Source organism: Bacillus sp. EB01 (genome assembly GCF_000613125.1).
GTDB lineage: Bacteria > Bacillota > Bacilli > Bacillales > Cytobacillaceae > Bacillus_D.
In genome coordinates this window covers 2,140,530-2,154,337 of sequence record NZ_HG964497.1, presented here as the reverse complement: position 1 = coordinate 2,154,337, position 13,808 = coordinate 2,140,530, and the positions used below count along the sequence as shown (strand labels likewise).

The 13,808-nt window shown below is 41.4% G+C and carries 16 protein-coding genes and 1 pseudogene; 14 read left to right on the top strand and 3 right to left on the bottom strand.

The annotated features are described in order from the left end of the window. Positions 1–117: 117 nt before the first annotated feature. Positions 118–1,185, top strand: a complete 1,068-nt coding sequence (locus tag TY16_RS09700; protein ID WP_043931686.1) for an ABC transporter permease — start codon at positions 118–120, stop codon at positions 1,183–1,185. A 3-nt stretch (positions 1,186–1,188) separates the two neighbouring features. After that, complete coding sequence (locus TY16_RS09695; protein ID WP_043931685.1) at positions 1,189–1,875, top strand: ABC transporter ATP-binding protein; 687 nt, start codon at positions 1,189–1,191, stop codon at positions 1,873–1,875. Between the two features lie 385 nt (positions 1,876–2,260). Here the strand turns inward: TY16_RS09695 and TY16_RS09685 are convergent, their stop codons facing one another. Further along, positions 2,261–2,494 carry a hypothetical protein gene (locus tag TY16_RS09685; protein WP_043931683.1) on the bottom strand — a complete coding sequence of 78 codons (234 nt, stop codon included), beginning with the start codon at positions 2,492–2,494 and terminating at the stop codon, positions 2,261–2,263. Between the two features lie 202 nt (positions 2,495–2,696). On the opposite strand from TY16_RS09685, the gene TY16_RS09680 reads away from it, so the two are divergent. Continuing rightward, positions 2,697–3,311 (top strand): TrkA C-terminal domain-containing protein, encoded by a 615-nt coding sequence (locus TY16_RS09680; protein ID WP_043931682.1) that lies wholly within the window; start codon positions 2,697–2,699, stop codon positions 3,309–3,311. A gap of 508 nt (positions 3,312–3,819) precedes the next feature. Here the strand turns inward: TY16_RS09680 and TY16_RS09675 are convergent. Together TY16_RS09675 and TY16_RS09670 are read right to left on the bottom strand one after the other, a co-directional pair. After that, positions 3,820–5,382, bottom strand: coding sequence for an ABC transporter permease/substrate-binding protein (locus tag TY16_RS09675; protein WP_043931681.1), 1,563 nt, complete (start codon positions 5,380–5,382; stop codon positions 3,820–3,822). Then, positions 5,382–6,506, bottom strand: a complete 1,125-nt coding sequence (locus TY16_RS09670; protein ID WP_043931679.1) for an ABC transporter ATP-binding protein — start codon at positions 6,504–6,506, stop codon at positions 5,382–5,384. Before TY16_RS09670 ends, TY16_RS09675 begins: the two co-directional genes overlap by 1 nt. A 151-nt stretch (positions 6,507–6,657) precedes the next feature. Here TY16_RS09670 and TY16_RS09665 point away from each other — a divergent pair, with 151 nt between their 5' ends. The 11 genes and pseudogenes from TY16_RS09665 to TY16_RS09615 all read left to right on the top strand — a co-directional run bounded on the left by TY16_RS09665 (position 6,658) and on the right by TY16_RS09615 (position 13,763). Beyond that, a complete protein-coding gene (locus TY16_RS09665; RefSeq protein WP_043931678.1) occupies positions 6,658–6,843 on the top strand; it encodes a hypothetical protein in 186 nt (61 codons plus the stop codon). 227 nt (positions 6,844–7,070) lie between these two features. Then, positions 7,071–7,814, top strand: coding sequence for a GTP pyrophosphokinase (locus TY16_RS09660; RefSeq protein WP_043931676.1), 744 nt, complete (start codon positions 7,071–7,073; stop codon positions 7,812–7,814). A gap of 123 nt (positions 7,815–7,937) precedes the next feature. After that, positions 7,938–8,597, top strand: coding sequence for a lysozyme family protein (locus TY16_RS09655; RefSeq protein WP_043931675.1), 660 nt, complete (start codon positions 7,938–7,940; stop codon positions 8,595–8,597). A gap of 290 nt (positions 8,598–8,887) precedes the next feature. Beyond that, a complete protein-coding gene (locus TY16_RS09650) occupies positions 8,888–9,247 on the top strand; it encodes a GntR family transcriptional regulator (protein ID WP_043931674.1) in 360 nt (119 codons plus the stop codon). Further along, a complete protein-coding gene (locus TY16_RS09645) occupies positions 9,244–10,164 on the top strand; it encodes an ATP-binding cassette domain-containing protein (RefSeq protein WP_043931672.1) in 921 nt (306 codons plus the stop codon). The genes TY16_RS09650 and TY16_RS09645 overlap by 4 nt, the downstream gene beginning before the upstream one ends. Further along, on the top strand, positions 10,127–10,867 hold the full coding sequence (locus TY16_RS09640) for a hypothetical protein (protein ID WP_043931671.1): 741 nt from the start codon (positions 10,127–10,129) through the stop codon (positions 10,865–10,867). Before TY16_RS09645 ends, TY16_RS09640 begins: the two co-directional genes overlap by 38 nt. After that, complete coding sequence (locus TY16_RS09635) at positions 10,864–11,547, top strand: hypothetical protein (protein ID WP_043931669.1); 684 nt, start codon at positions 10,864–10,866, stop codon at positions 11,545–11,547. Before TY16_RS09640 ends, TY16_RS09635 begins: the two co-directional genes overlap by 4 nt. A 352-nt stretch (positions 11,548–11,899) precedes the next feature. Then, positions 11,900–12,367 (top strand): annotated as a pseudogene (locus TY16_RS09630) (family 1 glycosylhydrolase); the annotation flags it as partial. A gap of 266 nt (positions 12,368–12,633) precedes the next feature. After that, positions 12,634–12,927 (top strand): HesB/YadR/YfhF family protein, encoded by a 294-nt coding sequence (locus TY16_RS09625; RefSeq protein ID WP_043931667.1) that lies wholly within the window; start codon positions 12,634–12,636, stop codon positions 12,925–12,927. Positions 12,928–12,947: 20 nt separating this feature from the next. Further along, complete coding sequence (locus tag TY16_RS09620) at positions 12,948–13,223, top strand: DUF1450 domain-containing protein (RefSeq protein ID WP_043931665.1); 276 nt, start codon at positions 12,948–12,950, stop codon at positions 13,221–13,223. Positions 13,224–13,274: 51 nt separating this feature from the next. Then, the gene (locus TY16_RS09615) at positions 13,275–13,763 is read left to right on the top strand and encodes a flavin reductase family protein (RefSeq protein WP_043931664.1); all 489 of its coding nucleotides are present in this window, start codon (positions 13,275–13,277) and stop codon (positions 13,761–13,763) included. The last annotated feature ends 45 nt before the right edge of the window (positions 13,764–13,808 follow it).

The window sequence follows — 13,808 nt, the reverse complement described above, 5'->3', positions numbered from 1 at the left end:
ATTGTGGTTGCTATAAGTTTTATATGAATATGTAAGTACTTTATTATTGCTTTTATTAAAAATGGGTTATATATTTATTTTACAAATATTATACAAACGAGAGATTGGGGGAAGAAAATGTTCCTTGCCTGGAATGAAATTAAGAATAACAAACTGCGCTTCGGTTTAATTGTAGGGGTGCTTACGCTTGTTTCGTATCTCGTATTCTTTTTGTCGGGGCTGGCTAATGGACTGGAGAATCTAAATAAAGAGTCCGTATTAAAGTGGGATGCAGAAGGAATTATCCTGACAGAGGAATCAGATATAAGTTTACCGCAATCAATCATGGAAACAGGTGATTATGACGGGAATGGAGCCGACGATTATGCTGTACTTGGCCAATTCAATGCAATTGCGAGCACTGGAGATGTGAAAGGGAATGTTTCGCTGTTTGGTATACGGGAAGATGAGTTTATCATGCCTGAAGTGACAGACGGCAAGCCTTTCCAGCAGATAGGGGAAGTTATTGCGGATGACACACTAAAAGATGAAGGTTTTAAAACCGGAGATGTTCTGACACTTTCAGCTACAGAAGAGAAATTGAAAATTACTGGATTTACGGATAATGCGAGATTTAATGCCGCGCCGGTTCTGTATGGGAGTGTGGAGACGCTTCAGAAAGTACGCTTTGGCGATTCAGCTGAGAGTATGAAACATAAAATTAACGCCTTTGTCATCAGGTCTGGCGATTTGAGTGATATAGAAGTAGCAGATGGCCTAGAGGTAGTCGGCACCCAGGCGTTCATTGAGAATATGCCCGGTTACTCTGAACAGAATATGACACTTACATTTATGATTTATTTCCTTTTCGTTATTTCTGCTGTTATTCTCGCTATCTTCCTTTATGTATTGACCATCCAGAAAATCAGTATTTTTGGAGTAATGAAGGCACAGGGAATCTCAAGTGGATACTTATCAAAGTCCGTGATTGCCCAAACCTTCCTGCTTGCATTGGCCGGTGTAATCATTGGTTTTGGTCTGACAGTTTTGACTGGATTATTTCTGCCGCCGGCTGTCCCAGTTGCATTCAACTATTTGGATATGCTTGCCTATGCAGTAGTGCTGATCGTGGTATCAATAGTAGGCGCGCTGTTCTCGATACAGACGATTGTGAGGATTGATCCTTTGAAAGCGATAGGGGGCTAAAGGATGACGCTGTTAGAATTGAAAAACGTAAGTAAGGTGTTTGGAGCAGGGCATACAGAAGTAGTCGCGCTAAAAACGACTGATTTTTCGGCAAGCCGTGGTGAGTTGATCGCCATTATCGGGCCCTCTGGATCCGGAAAGAGTACATTTTTAACAATTGCTGGGGGACTCCTGACTCCGTCCACTGGTGACGTCATTATTAATGGAAAAAATATAACGGATGTGAAGGAAAAAAAGCGGGCTGGTATTAGATTGAAGGAAATTGGATTTGTGCTGCAGCAGTCCAATCTGGTTCCATTCCTCACTGTCCGCCAGCAGATGCAGCTGCTCGACAAGGTCAAGAAAGACAATGTTTCGAAGGAGAAGTTTATGGATGTTTGCGAGTCGCTCGGCATTAGCGATTTATTGGATAGTTTCCCGGCCGATTTGTCCGGAGGGGAACGGCAGCGGGTCGCAATTGCCAAGGCTTTGTATACAAACCCAAGTATTATCCTTGCCGATGAACCAACTGCTTCGCTTGACTCGGACCGCGCCTTTGAAGTAATGGAGATGCTAAAGCAGGCAACGACTTCCACAGGAAAAACATCGATTGTCGTAACCCACGATACAAGATTAATTGACTATTGTGACAAGGTATACAAGATTACAGATGGAACACTGAAACTGCAGGAGGCTAAAGCCTTTTTATAAAAAAGATGCGAGCTCTTCACTATGAAGAGCTTTTTTTAAATAGGCTATGTTAAACAAGACTGTTGATTTCCACTCCAGGCGCCTCGCTTTCCACGGGCGGCCTGGGAGCCTCCTCGGCGCGAACGCCTGTGGGGTCTCCCACTGACCTTTTCTCCCGTTAGGACGTTGAATAACCTCCCCGAAAAACATCGCAGGAGAAAATGCGGTCTTTGCATTTTCGAACGAGTCTTCGCGCCTTCCGTTACAATCAAATCTTACTAAAAACAACATTATCCTTTAACACAGCCTTTAAATAAAGAAGCTAGTTTTATCTCAATAGGCTTGTAACTTACAATCATTGATACTCACTCACTTGTCTAAAAAAATTGAAAATAAGATTCAACATTTAGAGAAGCAGGGTTGATAATACTAACAAAACAGGGAAGAGAGACAACACCTGGCCTGCTTTGCTGAAGCTTTTTGTAAAAAGCAGGAATGCGCCGACAATCCATACACCAATAAATAAAGCATCATCCAATACCTCCAGTTCTAGTCCGCCACGTTCCAAAATAGGAATTGAAACAAGAAATGCACAGACTCCGGTAAACAGGAAATACAATACTTTTTTAAAGACAGACAAACGCATCATCCTTTCTAAGCAGGTTAGGGTACTCTGTTTGGGTACTGACAAGGCTTCTCTGTTACCCGTCTCTTTTCCCATTATATGTTTGTAACAACTCAATTTGAATAAGATTAAGCGGGGTTCCTTATCATTGAAGGGGGTTCATGTTTTCAGGACATGGTATACTAATGTATATAACTTACTCAAAAGGAAGAGCGCTATGCGGACAAAAATCCCGATTTACGAGCAAATTGCGATTGATATTGCAAATCGGATATACAATGAAAAATACAAGGTTGGCGAGAAAGTCCATGGGCGGTCGACACTGGCAAGCGAGTACAATGTCTCTCCAGAAACAGTTCGGAAGGCAATGAAAATTCTCGAGGATGTTGAAATCGTCAGGTCAGAGAAAGGAGCCGGGGTCGTAATTGCTTCCCGCGAGAACGCATTGACTTATATCAATCGGTTCTCAAACCTTGAGAGTGTCAAGGATATGGAAAAGCAGTTGCGGATTCTGATGGACGAACGAAAGGAAATCGATACAAGGCTGTTTGAGAAAGTCAATCAATTGATTGAGCTCTCAGGCAAGTTCCGCCACACGAATCCGCTGGCCCCAATTGAGGTTGAAATTACCGATGAGTGTGTTCATATCGGAAGGACCATTGCTGAGCTTAAATTTTGGCAAAATACTGGTGGAACGATTGTGGGAATCAAACGAGCCGGTGAACTTATCCTGTCACCAGGGCCATATGCGACCATCATGGTAGGGGACATTCTACTGATCATTGGAAATGAACAATCGAATCACAGAGTACTGGATTTCTTAAGGAAATAAATGATCCGGATAATTCAGGGCAGGTTGTTATTTAAATTGCTGTTACCTTCCTTATCGGTCCATAATCCGAACCCTATTTTGAAAAAAAACACCAGGGAGGGGGGTGTCCCCTTAAACCTGGTGTTTTTGTTTGGCTACGTCTAGCTTCAGCGCCTAGCGCGTAGTGTCCTTCGCTCTCCGCCCTACGATAAGTCAACATCGAATCGCCTTCGGCTCTTCGTGTTTCCTTTATCCCACCTTAAGGCTCTGTAAGCCTCCAATGGAGGCAACAGACCCTAAAGTCCGATTCGTTCAACTAACCATCAGCAAATAGCGCTGATGGAAGTTTCACTTTATCTCAGTTGGAGAGGCTCCACAAGGAATGCTTCGGCAGCATAAGCATCGCACGAAGAAAAAGTGATAGCACAAGGAAAGCTCCCTCGAAATTACATCGCACGAAATTACGCGATAGCGTAATGAGGATTTTCGAGGAGGCCATACGGCGCTAATCAGGCGCTTGCGCTTTTGTTTAGATAAGCCCTTGTTCTGTTAAAAATTCTTTCGCTACTTTTGCAGGTGATTGATCCAGGCTATCGACTTTAAAGTTCAACTTCCGCATGGTTTCATCATCCAATTTTCCAGCAAGAGAATTCAAAGCTTCCCTTAATTCAGGATGTTCTTTCAGTATATCTTCCCTAACCATAGGAACCGCATAGTAAGGAGGGAAGAAACCTTTATCATCCTTTAGGACTTTAAGGTTGAATTCCTCAAGCAAACCGTCTGTAGCAAAGGCATCAATCACATGTGTTTCTCCACTTTTCATGGCTGTATAGCGCAGACCGCCATCTACTGCTTTGCTGTTGGCGAACTCCATATTGTATGCTTTCAGGAGACCTGGAAGCCCATCCGGCCGGTTTGTAAATTCAATCGTTGTTCCAGAAGTTAGTTCTGGGCTTACCTTTGCAAGGTCAGAGAAGGTTTCAATTCCGTATTTGTCTGCTGTTTCCTGGGTAACAGCAAGTGCATACGTATTGTTGAAACCAAGCTGATCAAGGGTTGCAATACCGTATTGTTCAGAAAAATCCTTTTTCACTGTTGAAAAAGCTTCTTCAGGATCGTTTGTTACAGGTTTTTTAAGCATGCTGACAAGCGCTGTTCCTGTGTATTCAACATAAGCATCAATATCACCCGTCTTCAGGGCGCTGTGGGCTACTTGGGTTCCACCAAGGTTGAGCTTTCGTTCAACCTGAAGGTCTGTATTTGATTCAACAAGATCTGCCAACATATTGCCTAGAATAATCGATTCAGCAAAGTTTTTTGATCCAATGGTAATCTTTTCTCCAGCGGAGGCATTCTTATATAAATAGGAAGTGCCAATGCCAACAATTAATACAACGATAGCAGCAGGGATTAATATCCTTCTTGCTTTTGACTGTTTTGTCTTCTTTACAGTTGTGCGAGCTTTCGTTTCATAGGAAAGTTTAAGCTCAAGCCTGCCAATTACAAAATCAATTAAGAGGGCAAGGATACAGGCAGGGATTGCACCAGCGAGAATCATATTATTGTCAACTGAGGTTACACCTGAGAAGACGAGGTAGCCAAGTCCGCCTGCACCAACAAACGCTGCAATCGTCATTAAGCCGACAGCAGTCACTGCGGAAATTCGGACACCTGCCATAATGACAGGGAAGGCGAGCGGAAGCTGGATTTTTCTCATTGTTTGACTTTTCGTTAAGCCAATCCCTCTTGCTGCTTCCAAAATATCACTGTCAATTGTCGTTAAACCAGTATAAGTATTTTTAATAATCGGAAGAAGCGAGTACAAGACAACCATGACAATGGCTGGTGTACTTCCAATTCCGACAACCGGAATAAGGAAGCCGAGTAATGCCAGGCTTGGTACCGCCTGTATGACATTGGCAATCCCAATGATTGGTTTTGAAAGATTCTTACTCCTGGAAATGAGTATACCAAGGGGAACACCAATCACGATTGCAATCCCAACGGATAAAATGCTTAGCCAAATATGCTGGCCTAGTAAATCAAGAATTTGTCCGGTATTGTTTTTAACATATTCAAAAAATGCCGTCATTAAAATGCCACCTCCAGGTCAATTAGCTGGCTGCTGAGTGCGGAGAGGATACTGCTTCGTGTAATCAATCCGCTTAGTTTTCCAGCTTCATTTATAACCGGAAGATAGCCAATTTTACGTTCATTCATTACTTTTAATACAGAAATTAAGTCTGCATCATCGTATACATAATGAATTTCGCGTTCCATTACCTCGCCAATCAAATTGTTACGATCCACCATTTTAAGGTCCTTTAATGTGACAAGGCCAATTAAGGTCAAGTCACGATCCGTGACCATTAAGCTGTCGACTTTGTTTTCCTTCATAATTTCTACGGCCTGCAGGACATTGCGCTTTGGCGAAACCTTGACCGGATAAGGAATCATAATGTCCTCAGCCTTCAATACCTCTGGATTATTCCAAACCCGGCGCTTGCCAAGAAAGTTTTCAACAAACTCAGAAGCGGGATTCTTCAAGATATTTTCAGGTGTGTCATATTGCAGAATATGCCCGTCCTTTAGAAGGCAGATTTTATCCGCAATCTTATAAGCCTCGTCCATATCGTGAGTAACGAAGATAATTGTTTTGTTTAATTCTTTTTGCATATTGAACAGTTCTTCCTGGAGGGAGCTTCTCGTTACGGGGTCGAGCGCGCTGAATGGCTCGTCCATCAGGATAATTTCGGAATCAGTGGAGAAGGCACGGGCAACTCCGACACGCTGCTGCTGTCCGCCGCTCAATTCTTTAGGGTAGCGATCGAGGAATTCTGCCGGGTTGAGTCCAACAAGGTCCATCAGGTTTTCGGTTTTCTTTTCAATTGCTTCGGGATCCTCACCTTTGAGTTTTGGAATCAGTTCGAGGTTTTCCCTAATTGTCATATGCGGGAATAGGCCAGTGTTCTGGATAACATATCCAATGTTGCGGCGCAATTCTATAGGGTCAATCGTCGATATGTCTTTTCCTTTAATAAAGATCTTTCCTGAGCTTGGCTCGATCAACCTGTTCACCATCTTCAGCAAAGTGGTCTTGCCGCAGCCGCTTGGGCCAATAAAAACAACCAGTTCTCCAGACTCAATTTCAAGATTGAAATTGTCTATGACTGGCCGTTTGGCATAGCTTTTTATAATGTTTTCAAATGTAATCATCAAATTCCCCCTCAAATCTTATATCTCCAGAACAAAAGTAACAACTTAATAATAACACAAAAGTTGTTTGTGGTCGTAAATTATTTATTTTTTCACAGGAATTATAATAATTGTAAGAATATGTTAGAATGAAGTTGCAGGAGGTGCCCTAATGGGAAAAAAAGAGCCGTTCAATGACGCTATTGACCATTTCAACAAAATTGAAGGAAATCCGGCACATGCAGTAAGTACTGATTGGAGTAAGCTGCCAAAGCCAATTCGGTGGATCGGCTATTTCATGTTTGGTTTTATAGGTTTGGGTGGTTTCGTTGTGCTTGTGTTAACTTTGATTGATTAGCAACAGAATTTCTATTAAATAAGACTGCATTTTAGCAGGAATAAATGTAAGAAAACTCCCCCCGTTAAGGGCATTTTTTTTTGCGAAAAAATAGATCCTTTGGGCTTATGTTCTCATTTTCTTCATATGTAAGAGTTATTATGGTCTTATAGAGCATGATATAGTAAGGGCAGCACGGGAATGCATAATTATACTATTTTAATGGTTTGGTAAAAGGAGAAAAGACTATGGATGAACTAACACAAAAGCATTTAACAATGATCCGTACTATTAGAAATGAATTGGCGAAATTTTCAATGACATATAAATTCGCACTAGATGAAATGAATACGAAAATTAATATTCTAAAAGAGGAATTTCAATATATCCACGACTATAATCCTATTGAGCATACAAAATCCCGTTTGAAGTCCCCTGAAAGCATCCTGAAAAAAGCACATAGGAAAAATCTTGGCTTTTCACTTCCGAAAATTAAAGAATCGATAAAGGATATAGCAGGAATCAGAATTACATGTCCATTCATTTCCGATATCCACCGGATTAGTGACATGATTGAAGCTCAAAGGGATGTTGAGGTTATTGAAAAGAAGGATTATATTAAAAATCCAAAGCCCAACGGCTATCAAAGCCTTCATCTGATTGTGAAAATACCAGTGTTCATGTCCGACCGGGAGGAAAGAGTTTATGTGGAAATACAGATAAGGACAATTGCAATGGATTTTTGGGCAAGTCTTGAGCACAAAATTTATTATAAATATGATAAGGAAATTCCAGATAGGCTAAAGAAGGAGCTGAAGGACGCGGCGATGGCGGCCACCGAATTGGATCTTAAAATGGAAAGGATTAACCAGGAAGTCAACACTATAAAAAAAGCTGAGAGAGATGAGTTTTTTCTAGGGGAAACTTTAAACCTGCCGACTACTATCATAGAACGTGTACTCAAGCAGGGGGCTAGTAAGCCTGAAAACTAAATGTGCACCAGATTAAATTTTGGATCGGTTGTTTTTGGTAATAAATGTTCTTCAACTTTTTCCTGTTTTCTAAAATGGTTTTTCATTATAATAGATACATAGAAAATCAGTTGGTGAACAGTGATGAAAAAGAAAAGAAAAATTTCAAAAAAACAAGTTCAATTCCGGAGAAACTTAAATTTACTGCTTGTCCTTGCCGGTATCGCAGCATTAGTGATGGTGAAGGACCAGCTATTTACCATTGGCGACTATGTTGGTACCAACCTTTTCACAGGAAAAGTCGAACGGTATATCCCTGTACTTCATGAGGAGCTAGAGAAGCAGAATTTAGAGGACTATACCCCAGTGCTTGCTGCAGTGATGCAGCAGGAGAGCAAGGGAAAGGGCGGAGACCCGATGCAGGCATCTGAATCGGCAGGCCTCGCTCCAAACTCTATAACTGATCCTGAGCAGAGTATTCGCCAGGGGGTCAAACATTTTAAGCAGGCAGTGGAATATGGGGAAAAGAAAAATGTTGATATGCCGACAATCATTCAGGCCTATAATATGGGGCTTGGATACATCGACTTTGTAGCCAGCAAAGGTGGTAAGCATAAAGAGGAGCTTGCAAAGCAATATTCCTACATGCAGGTCCAGAAAAATCCCGATACGTATAACTGCGGCGGGGACAAGGACAACTTCCGCTATCCCTATTGCTATGGCGACTTTACCTATACAACCAAGGTGCTGAACAATATTCAAACGTTTGTGAGTTCATTTGAAAAATCAACAATGACCAACTAACTAAAAGCAGAAAAGCAGCTTCCCACTCTGGAAGCTGCTTTTTTTTGGTTTACAAGATAAATCATCTGGCTGCCTTGGATTGTTTTTATTCAGCGTGTTTATGTCCAGCTCTGCTAAACGCACTACCCTCTAGAACAACATTGTCACACATTTTATTTCTAAGATTGCATTTTCTAAAAAGACCTATTGACTACCAGAGCTGGAAAATATATCATATAACTACATAGTACATTACTACACTAATGTACTATGGGTGAGAGGGGTTGATTCCTATTTTAAACGCAGATAGTATGAAACCGATTTATGTTCAGATTGCAGAATGGATTGAGTCGGAAATCATCAGCGGCCATTTAAACGTAGATGAAAAAGTGTATTCGCAATATCAGCTGGCCGAGATGTATACGATAAATCCGGCAACCGCAGCAAAAGGCTTGAATCTGTTGGCTGACGAAAATATTTTATACAAAAAGCGGGGGCTTGGGATGTTTGTTGCAGAAGGGGCGAAAGAAGCAATCATTGCAAAAAGAAAAAACCAAACGCTTAAAGGGCTTATCCAAGAGCTAATCCTGGAAGCAAGCCGGCTAAATATCAGCAAAAGAGAGCTAATTGGCATGATTGAAACTGCAGAAGTTGGGGAGGCAGAGCAATGAACGTAATTGAGTGCAGCAATGTCTCAAAGACATTTTTACGAAAAAAGGCATTGGATGGCATGTCGTTCTCAATTGGCGATAACACCATAACTGGTCTGGTTGGAAGAAATGGCGCGGGGAAAACAACTCTTCTAAAGTTAATCGCAGGATTTCTAAAACCTGCCTCTGGCAAACTGAAAGTATTTTCTGAGGATCCCTTCAATAGTCTGACTGTCTCGGCTAATTCCATTTTTGTCGATGACAGCATGGTATTTCCTTCGGCTGTGCCACTTGGTGAGATTCTGGATGAAGCTGGCCGCTTTTATCCTAACTGGGATGGGAAACTGGCCCAGAGGCTTTTTGATTATTTCTCATTTGATCCGAAAAATTATCATAACCGTCTTTCAAAAGGTAAAACCAGCACTTTTAACGCAATCATTGGTATTGCTTCACGTTGCCCGTTAACTCTGTTTGACGAGCCTACAACTGGCATGGATGAGGCAGCCAGAAAGGACTTTTACCGTGCGCTGCTAAAGGATTATATAGCATTTCCGAGGACTATCATTCTATCAAGCCACCATTTGGAGGAAATAGAAGATATACTCGAAGATATTCTGTTTATTCAAAATGGCAGGAATTTACTTCATATGCCAATGGCTGATTTAAGAGAGTGGGCAGTTTCGCTTCGAGGAAACAGGGAGGTTGTACTGGCTGCAGTTGCGGGGAGGGATGTTATTAATCAAAAAGCACTGGGGCAAAGCACCCTGACTGTGGTTGTGAGGAATAGATTTTCAGAAGTGGAACTGAACAGTCTCCGGGGCAAAGGATTAGAAGTCCTTCCTGTCAGCACGAGTGACCTGTTTGTGTATGTAACGAATGAGAGGAAAGGCGGGATTGATGATGTCTTTAAGGAAGATAACACTCTGGGAAACCGTTAAAAAGCAGTTCCTTTATAAGTTAAAGGCAAATATTGATGCTTTTAGCGCGCTTGTAGGGGTACAACTCCTTGCTATCGTGTTTTCCCTTAGGGGAACCGGTATGTCTGGGGGGAGCAATGGCGGAATGGATGTTGAGGTAAACTACCTCTCCGCTAATTTGGTTATTATCTTTACGTTTATGTGGGCATTCGTCTCAGCGATAACGATTAATAATAAGGTGACAAGGGAGCAGGATTTTACGTTTGTCACGAATCGTATGAGTAGCTCTCTTTCAAATATTCTCTTTTTAGTAACAGTTGGACTGCTTGGCAGTTTCACAGCAATTTTGGCGGGCAATCTCGTTCAGGCAATTGTTTACCTGTTTTTAGAAAAGAATGTTTATAGAATGCAGACTAATGTTTCGGGACTATTCACTTCCATTGCAGGCTGCTTCCTTTATCTTCTTGTTTTCAGTTCAATTGGCTATTTAGTTGGCTCGCTCAGCCAGGTAAACAAATTGTTCAAGCTGATCATACCGTTTGCTATTATCGGGTTGCTATTCTTGGGAGGTGTTTCTCAGGAAGACCATTTTATTGTAAATATAGTCCATTTTTATTTTGATGAGAGAAATCTTGCACTGTTCTCATTGAAAACGGTCCTTACTGCAGGATTGTTATATGCAGCTGGTACCGCAATTCTTCAGCGCCTGGAGGTGGGACGATGATCAATGTCATTCTGTTAATTGTGATCATTGCCATAGTTTTTAGCACGATTCCAAAATCGGGGCGAAGAATTGTCAATTTTAAAGCAACACATGGAATTTTGCTCGGATATATCGGGATTCTGCTCATTGCCGCTTTCATTGTTCCGTTTTTTAAAATAGATCCTTTTGAAGCAAAGGAAGGTAGTACATCTCTTGATTTCTTCTATGAGGATCTGATGGACGGTGAGCTTGATAAGATCCCAGGTGTGAAATTAACCGATAAAAAGAGCTTCAACAACTATACTAATGAAACGGTAACGGTTAAAAGTCCCCAAGAGGGAGCCACCATTTTCATTGAAAAGACGTTTAGTGAGGCTAACACAATTGAAGCCTACTCCTATGGGGGAACTGTAGCCGTGAACGGAATTGACTTCTCCCATTTATTAAGGCCTGTCAAGCTTGAGTTGGAAAATGATACGATTACGATTTCCGATCCAACCCAGGATATAGATATCTCACTAGTCACGAAGGATTTTCTAGGAACACAGTTTTCTGGGGAACAGATATCAGAGAAAGATCCATTTAGGAATTATATGAGCTCGGAATTTGTGATAAATGATTTCTCTTTTTATCTTAAAATACCAAGAAACATTGAAATCATTGCTCCTGATAGCGACCGGATTGTGTATGTTGAGAAATGAGAGTCGGCCCAGCCGTGCAGGCTGGGCCTGCTTACTTTAGATTCAGCTGATAAATTGTCGGATGTTTTATATGTTGCGAGGAATTATTTTTATCTTGGCCTTGGGAATTAAGATTAATTTAGTAAATGAGAATAACTATTTAGAAGATTTTAGATGTAGGAAGGTACCATTTTATATGCAATATTTTGTGATTTAATTCACAAACTCTCCATAGGATTTGGACGTTTTATCCGATATGCTTTAACTGATTTGAATAGGAAAATTTTGGGGCGATGTGAGGCGTTTTCTTATATCCAATCTAAAAGGGAGAGAATTGATGTCTGCATACAATTGGCTTGAAGTAGTTAATGTGACGGAAGAAATGCTGATTGGCGGTGTACGAAATCCATTCCTTAAGGCGAGTGACTGGGGTTGGGAGATTGATCCAGAAGGCCTTCGCATTTCCTTGAATAAGCTTCATGAGCGTTATCGTGTACCTCTGTTCGTTGTGGAAAATGGGCTGGGAGCTCACGATATTGTCGAGAAAGACGGATCAATCAATGATGATTACCGGATCGATTACCTGCGTGAGCACATCAAGGCAATGGCTGAGGCAATTGAAGACGGATTCGAACTAATGGGATATACAAGCTGGGGCTGCATCGACCTCGTCAGTATGTCCTCGGGTGAATATTCAAAACGCTATGGCTTTATTTATGTCGACAAGCATGATGACGGCAGCGGCACACTTGAAAGAAAGCGTAAGAAATCGTTCTTCTGGTACAAGGATGTTATTGCATCGAATGGGAAAAACTTTAATAAAAAAAGTGAGCTCTTTTAAAAGCAGGTATCTACAGAAACATGAAATTGTTTAATAAAACGATTACGAATGTATGACAGCTCTAAGTCATACATCTGTGGGTTTAGCGATTCGGATTGGTTGACAATCCCCCGGATTATCTTTAGATTGAAAATCAGATAAACTCCTTCAATAATATATGCTGCTATAATTTGGGCTAACCCTGTGGGGATAAAAAGACACTTTGATGAGGTTTGCTTAGTGTAAAATGGTATAATAAAATTGCTAGTTTTAAGGAGGAGCACAGTTTGAAAATAAACATTAGTAAAGAAGCTCTTCAATGGTTCAAGGAAGAAGTGGGTGTTGAAGCGGGATCAAACGTGAAGTTTTTTGCAAAGATTTACGGTTCAAGCCCAGTCCAGGAGAATTTTTCACTCGGTTTTTCAGTTGAAGAACCGCTTGATGCAGCTGTGTCGACCGAGGTGGATGGAATTCAGTTCTATGTCGATGAGACGGACCTTTGGTTTTTCAACGGCCACGATCTTTATGTCGAGTACAATGAGTCTTATGATGAAGTTGAGTTCAAGTATCTTAAGCCATAAAGCCAAAGGGATGCAGGAGAATGAAATTATTCAGCGCATTATTCCCTAAGCAAAAGAGGGTCAAAGTTGAATTTTGCGAAAAGAATCTTGACCGGTTTTTGACTGAGGAGAATTTTGCTGGTTATCAGTCATTTATGAGCCGTAAAAATGTATTCTATAAGGAATATGAATGCCAGAGCCTATGTAAGGAGTGCAAGCTTTCTCCCTATGCACTAGTTGATGGGGACTTCATTTCCGCTGGCTCATCCGGTGAATTACTCGAAAGGCTGAAAAAGCTCGCCGAACGTGAAGAATAGGTTACCTTGTTAATCTTTCTATAGTATCTTATTTTCAAGGAGTGTTTGGGGATGGAGAATGTAACAAAATTTAAAGAGGTTATGGGGAATTATCCGACTGGTGTTACAGTCGTCACGACAGTTGATGAAAATGGCACGCCAGTTGGCTTGACTGTTAACTCATTTGCCTCTGTGTCACTTGATCCGCTTTTGATTCTGTGGTCCATTGACAAGAGGGTTTCCTCACATGATCTTTTTACAAAATCGGGAAAGTTCGCGGTCAACGTTCTTGCTGCTGAACAGGGTGATGTGTGCAGCCTTTTCGCAATGAAAGGTGCGGATCGTTTTAGCCAGTGTGAATGGGAGCTATCCGAACAAAACCTTCCAGTGCTTGCTGGTGTTACTGGCGTTATGCAATGCAAAACCTTCAAGACAGTTGATGCAGGGGACCATACAATCCTCATTGGCGAAGTTATTGAAATCGAGAGCTATAACAAGGAACCGCTGCTTTATCATAAGCGAACCTTCGGGAAGATTCCTGGCGAGTTTTATTCTAAATAAGTAAGGCTACACTAGTGATACCTCTCCAAATTCCGGGGAGGTATC

Bases quoted from the DNA above. Each gene is read 5' to 3' on its own strand.
- TY16_RS09700 (WP_043931686.1), top strand. From the start codon at position 118: ATGTTCCTTGCCTGGAATGAAATTAAGAATAACAAACTGCGCTTCGGT.
- TY16_RS09695 (WP_043931685.1), top strand. From the start codon at position 1,189: ATGACGCTGTTAGAATTGAAAAACGTAAGTAAGGTGTTTGGAGCAGGG.
- TY16_RS09680 (WP_043931682.1), top strand. From the start codon at position 2,697: ATGCGGACAAAAATCCCGATTTACGAGCAAATTGCGATTGATATTGCA.
- TY16_RS09675 (WP_043931681.1), bottom strand. From the start codon at position 5,382: ATGACGGCATTTTTTGAATATGTTAAAAACAATACCGGACAAATTCTT.
- TY16_RS09670 (WP_043931679.1), bottom strand. From the start codon at position 6,506: ATGATTACATTTGAAAACATTATAAAAAGCTATGCCAAACGGCCAGTC.
- TY16_RS09665 (WP_043931678.1), top strand. From the start codon at position 6,658: ATGGGAAAAAAAGAGCCGTTCAATGACGCTATTGACCATTTCAACAAA.
- TY16_RS09660 (WP_043931676.1), top strand. From the start codon at position 7,071: ATGGATGAACTAACACAAAAGCATTTAACAATGATCCGTACTATTAGA.
- TY16_RS09655 (WP_043931675.1), top strand. From the start codon at position 7,938: ATGAAAAAGAAAAGAAAAATTTCAAAAAAACAAGTTCAATTCCGGAGA.
- TY16_RS09650 (WP_043931674.1), top strand. From the start codon at position 8,888: ATGAAACCGATTTATGTTCAGATTGCAGAATGGATTGAGTCGGAAATC.
- TY16_RS09645 (WP_043931672.1), top strand. From the start codon at position 9,244: ATGAACGTAATTGAGTGCAGCAATGTCTCAAAGACATTTTTACGAAAA.
- TY16_RS09640 (WP_043931671.1), top strand. From the start codon at position 10,127: ATGTCTTTAAGGAAGATAACACTCTGGGAAACCGTTAAAAAGCAGTTC.
- TY16_RS09635 (WP_043931669.1), top strand. From the start codon at position 10,864: ATGATCAATGTCATTCTGTTAATTGTGATCATTGCCATAGTTTTTAGC.
- TY16_RS09620 (WP_043931665.1), top strand. From the start codon at position 12,948: ATGAAATTATTCAGCGCATTATTCCCTAAGCAAAAGAGGGTCAAAGTT.
- TY16_RS09615 (WP_043931664.1), top strand. From the start codon at position 13,275: ATGGAGAATGTAACAAAATTTAAAGAGGTTATGGGGAATTATCCGACT.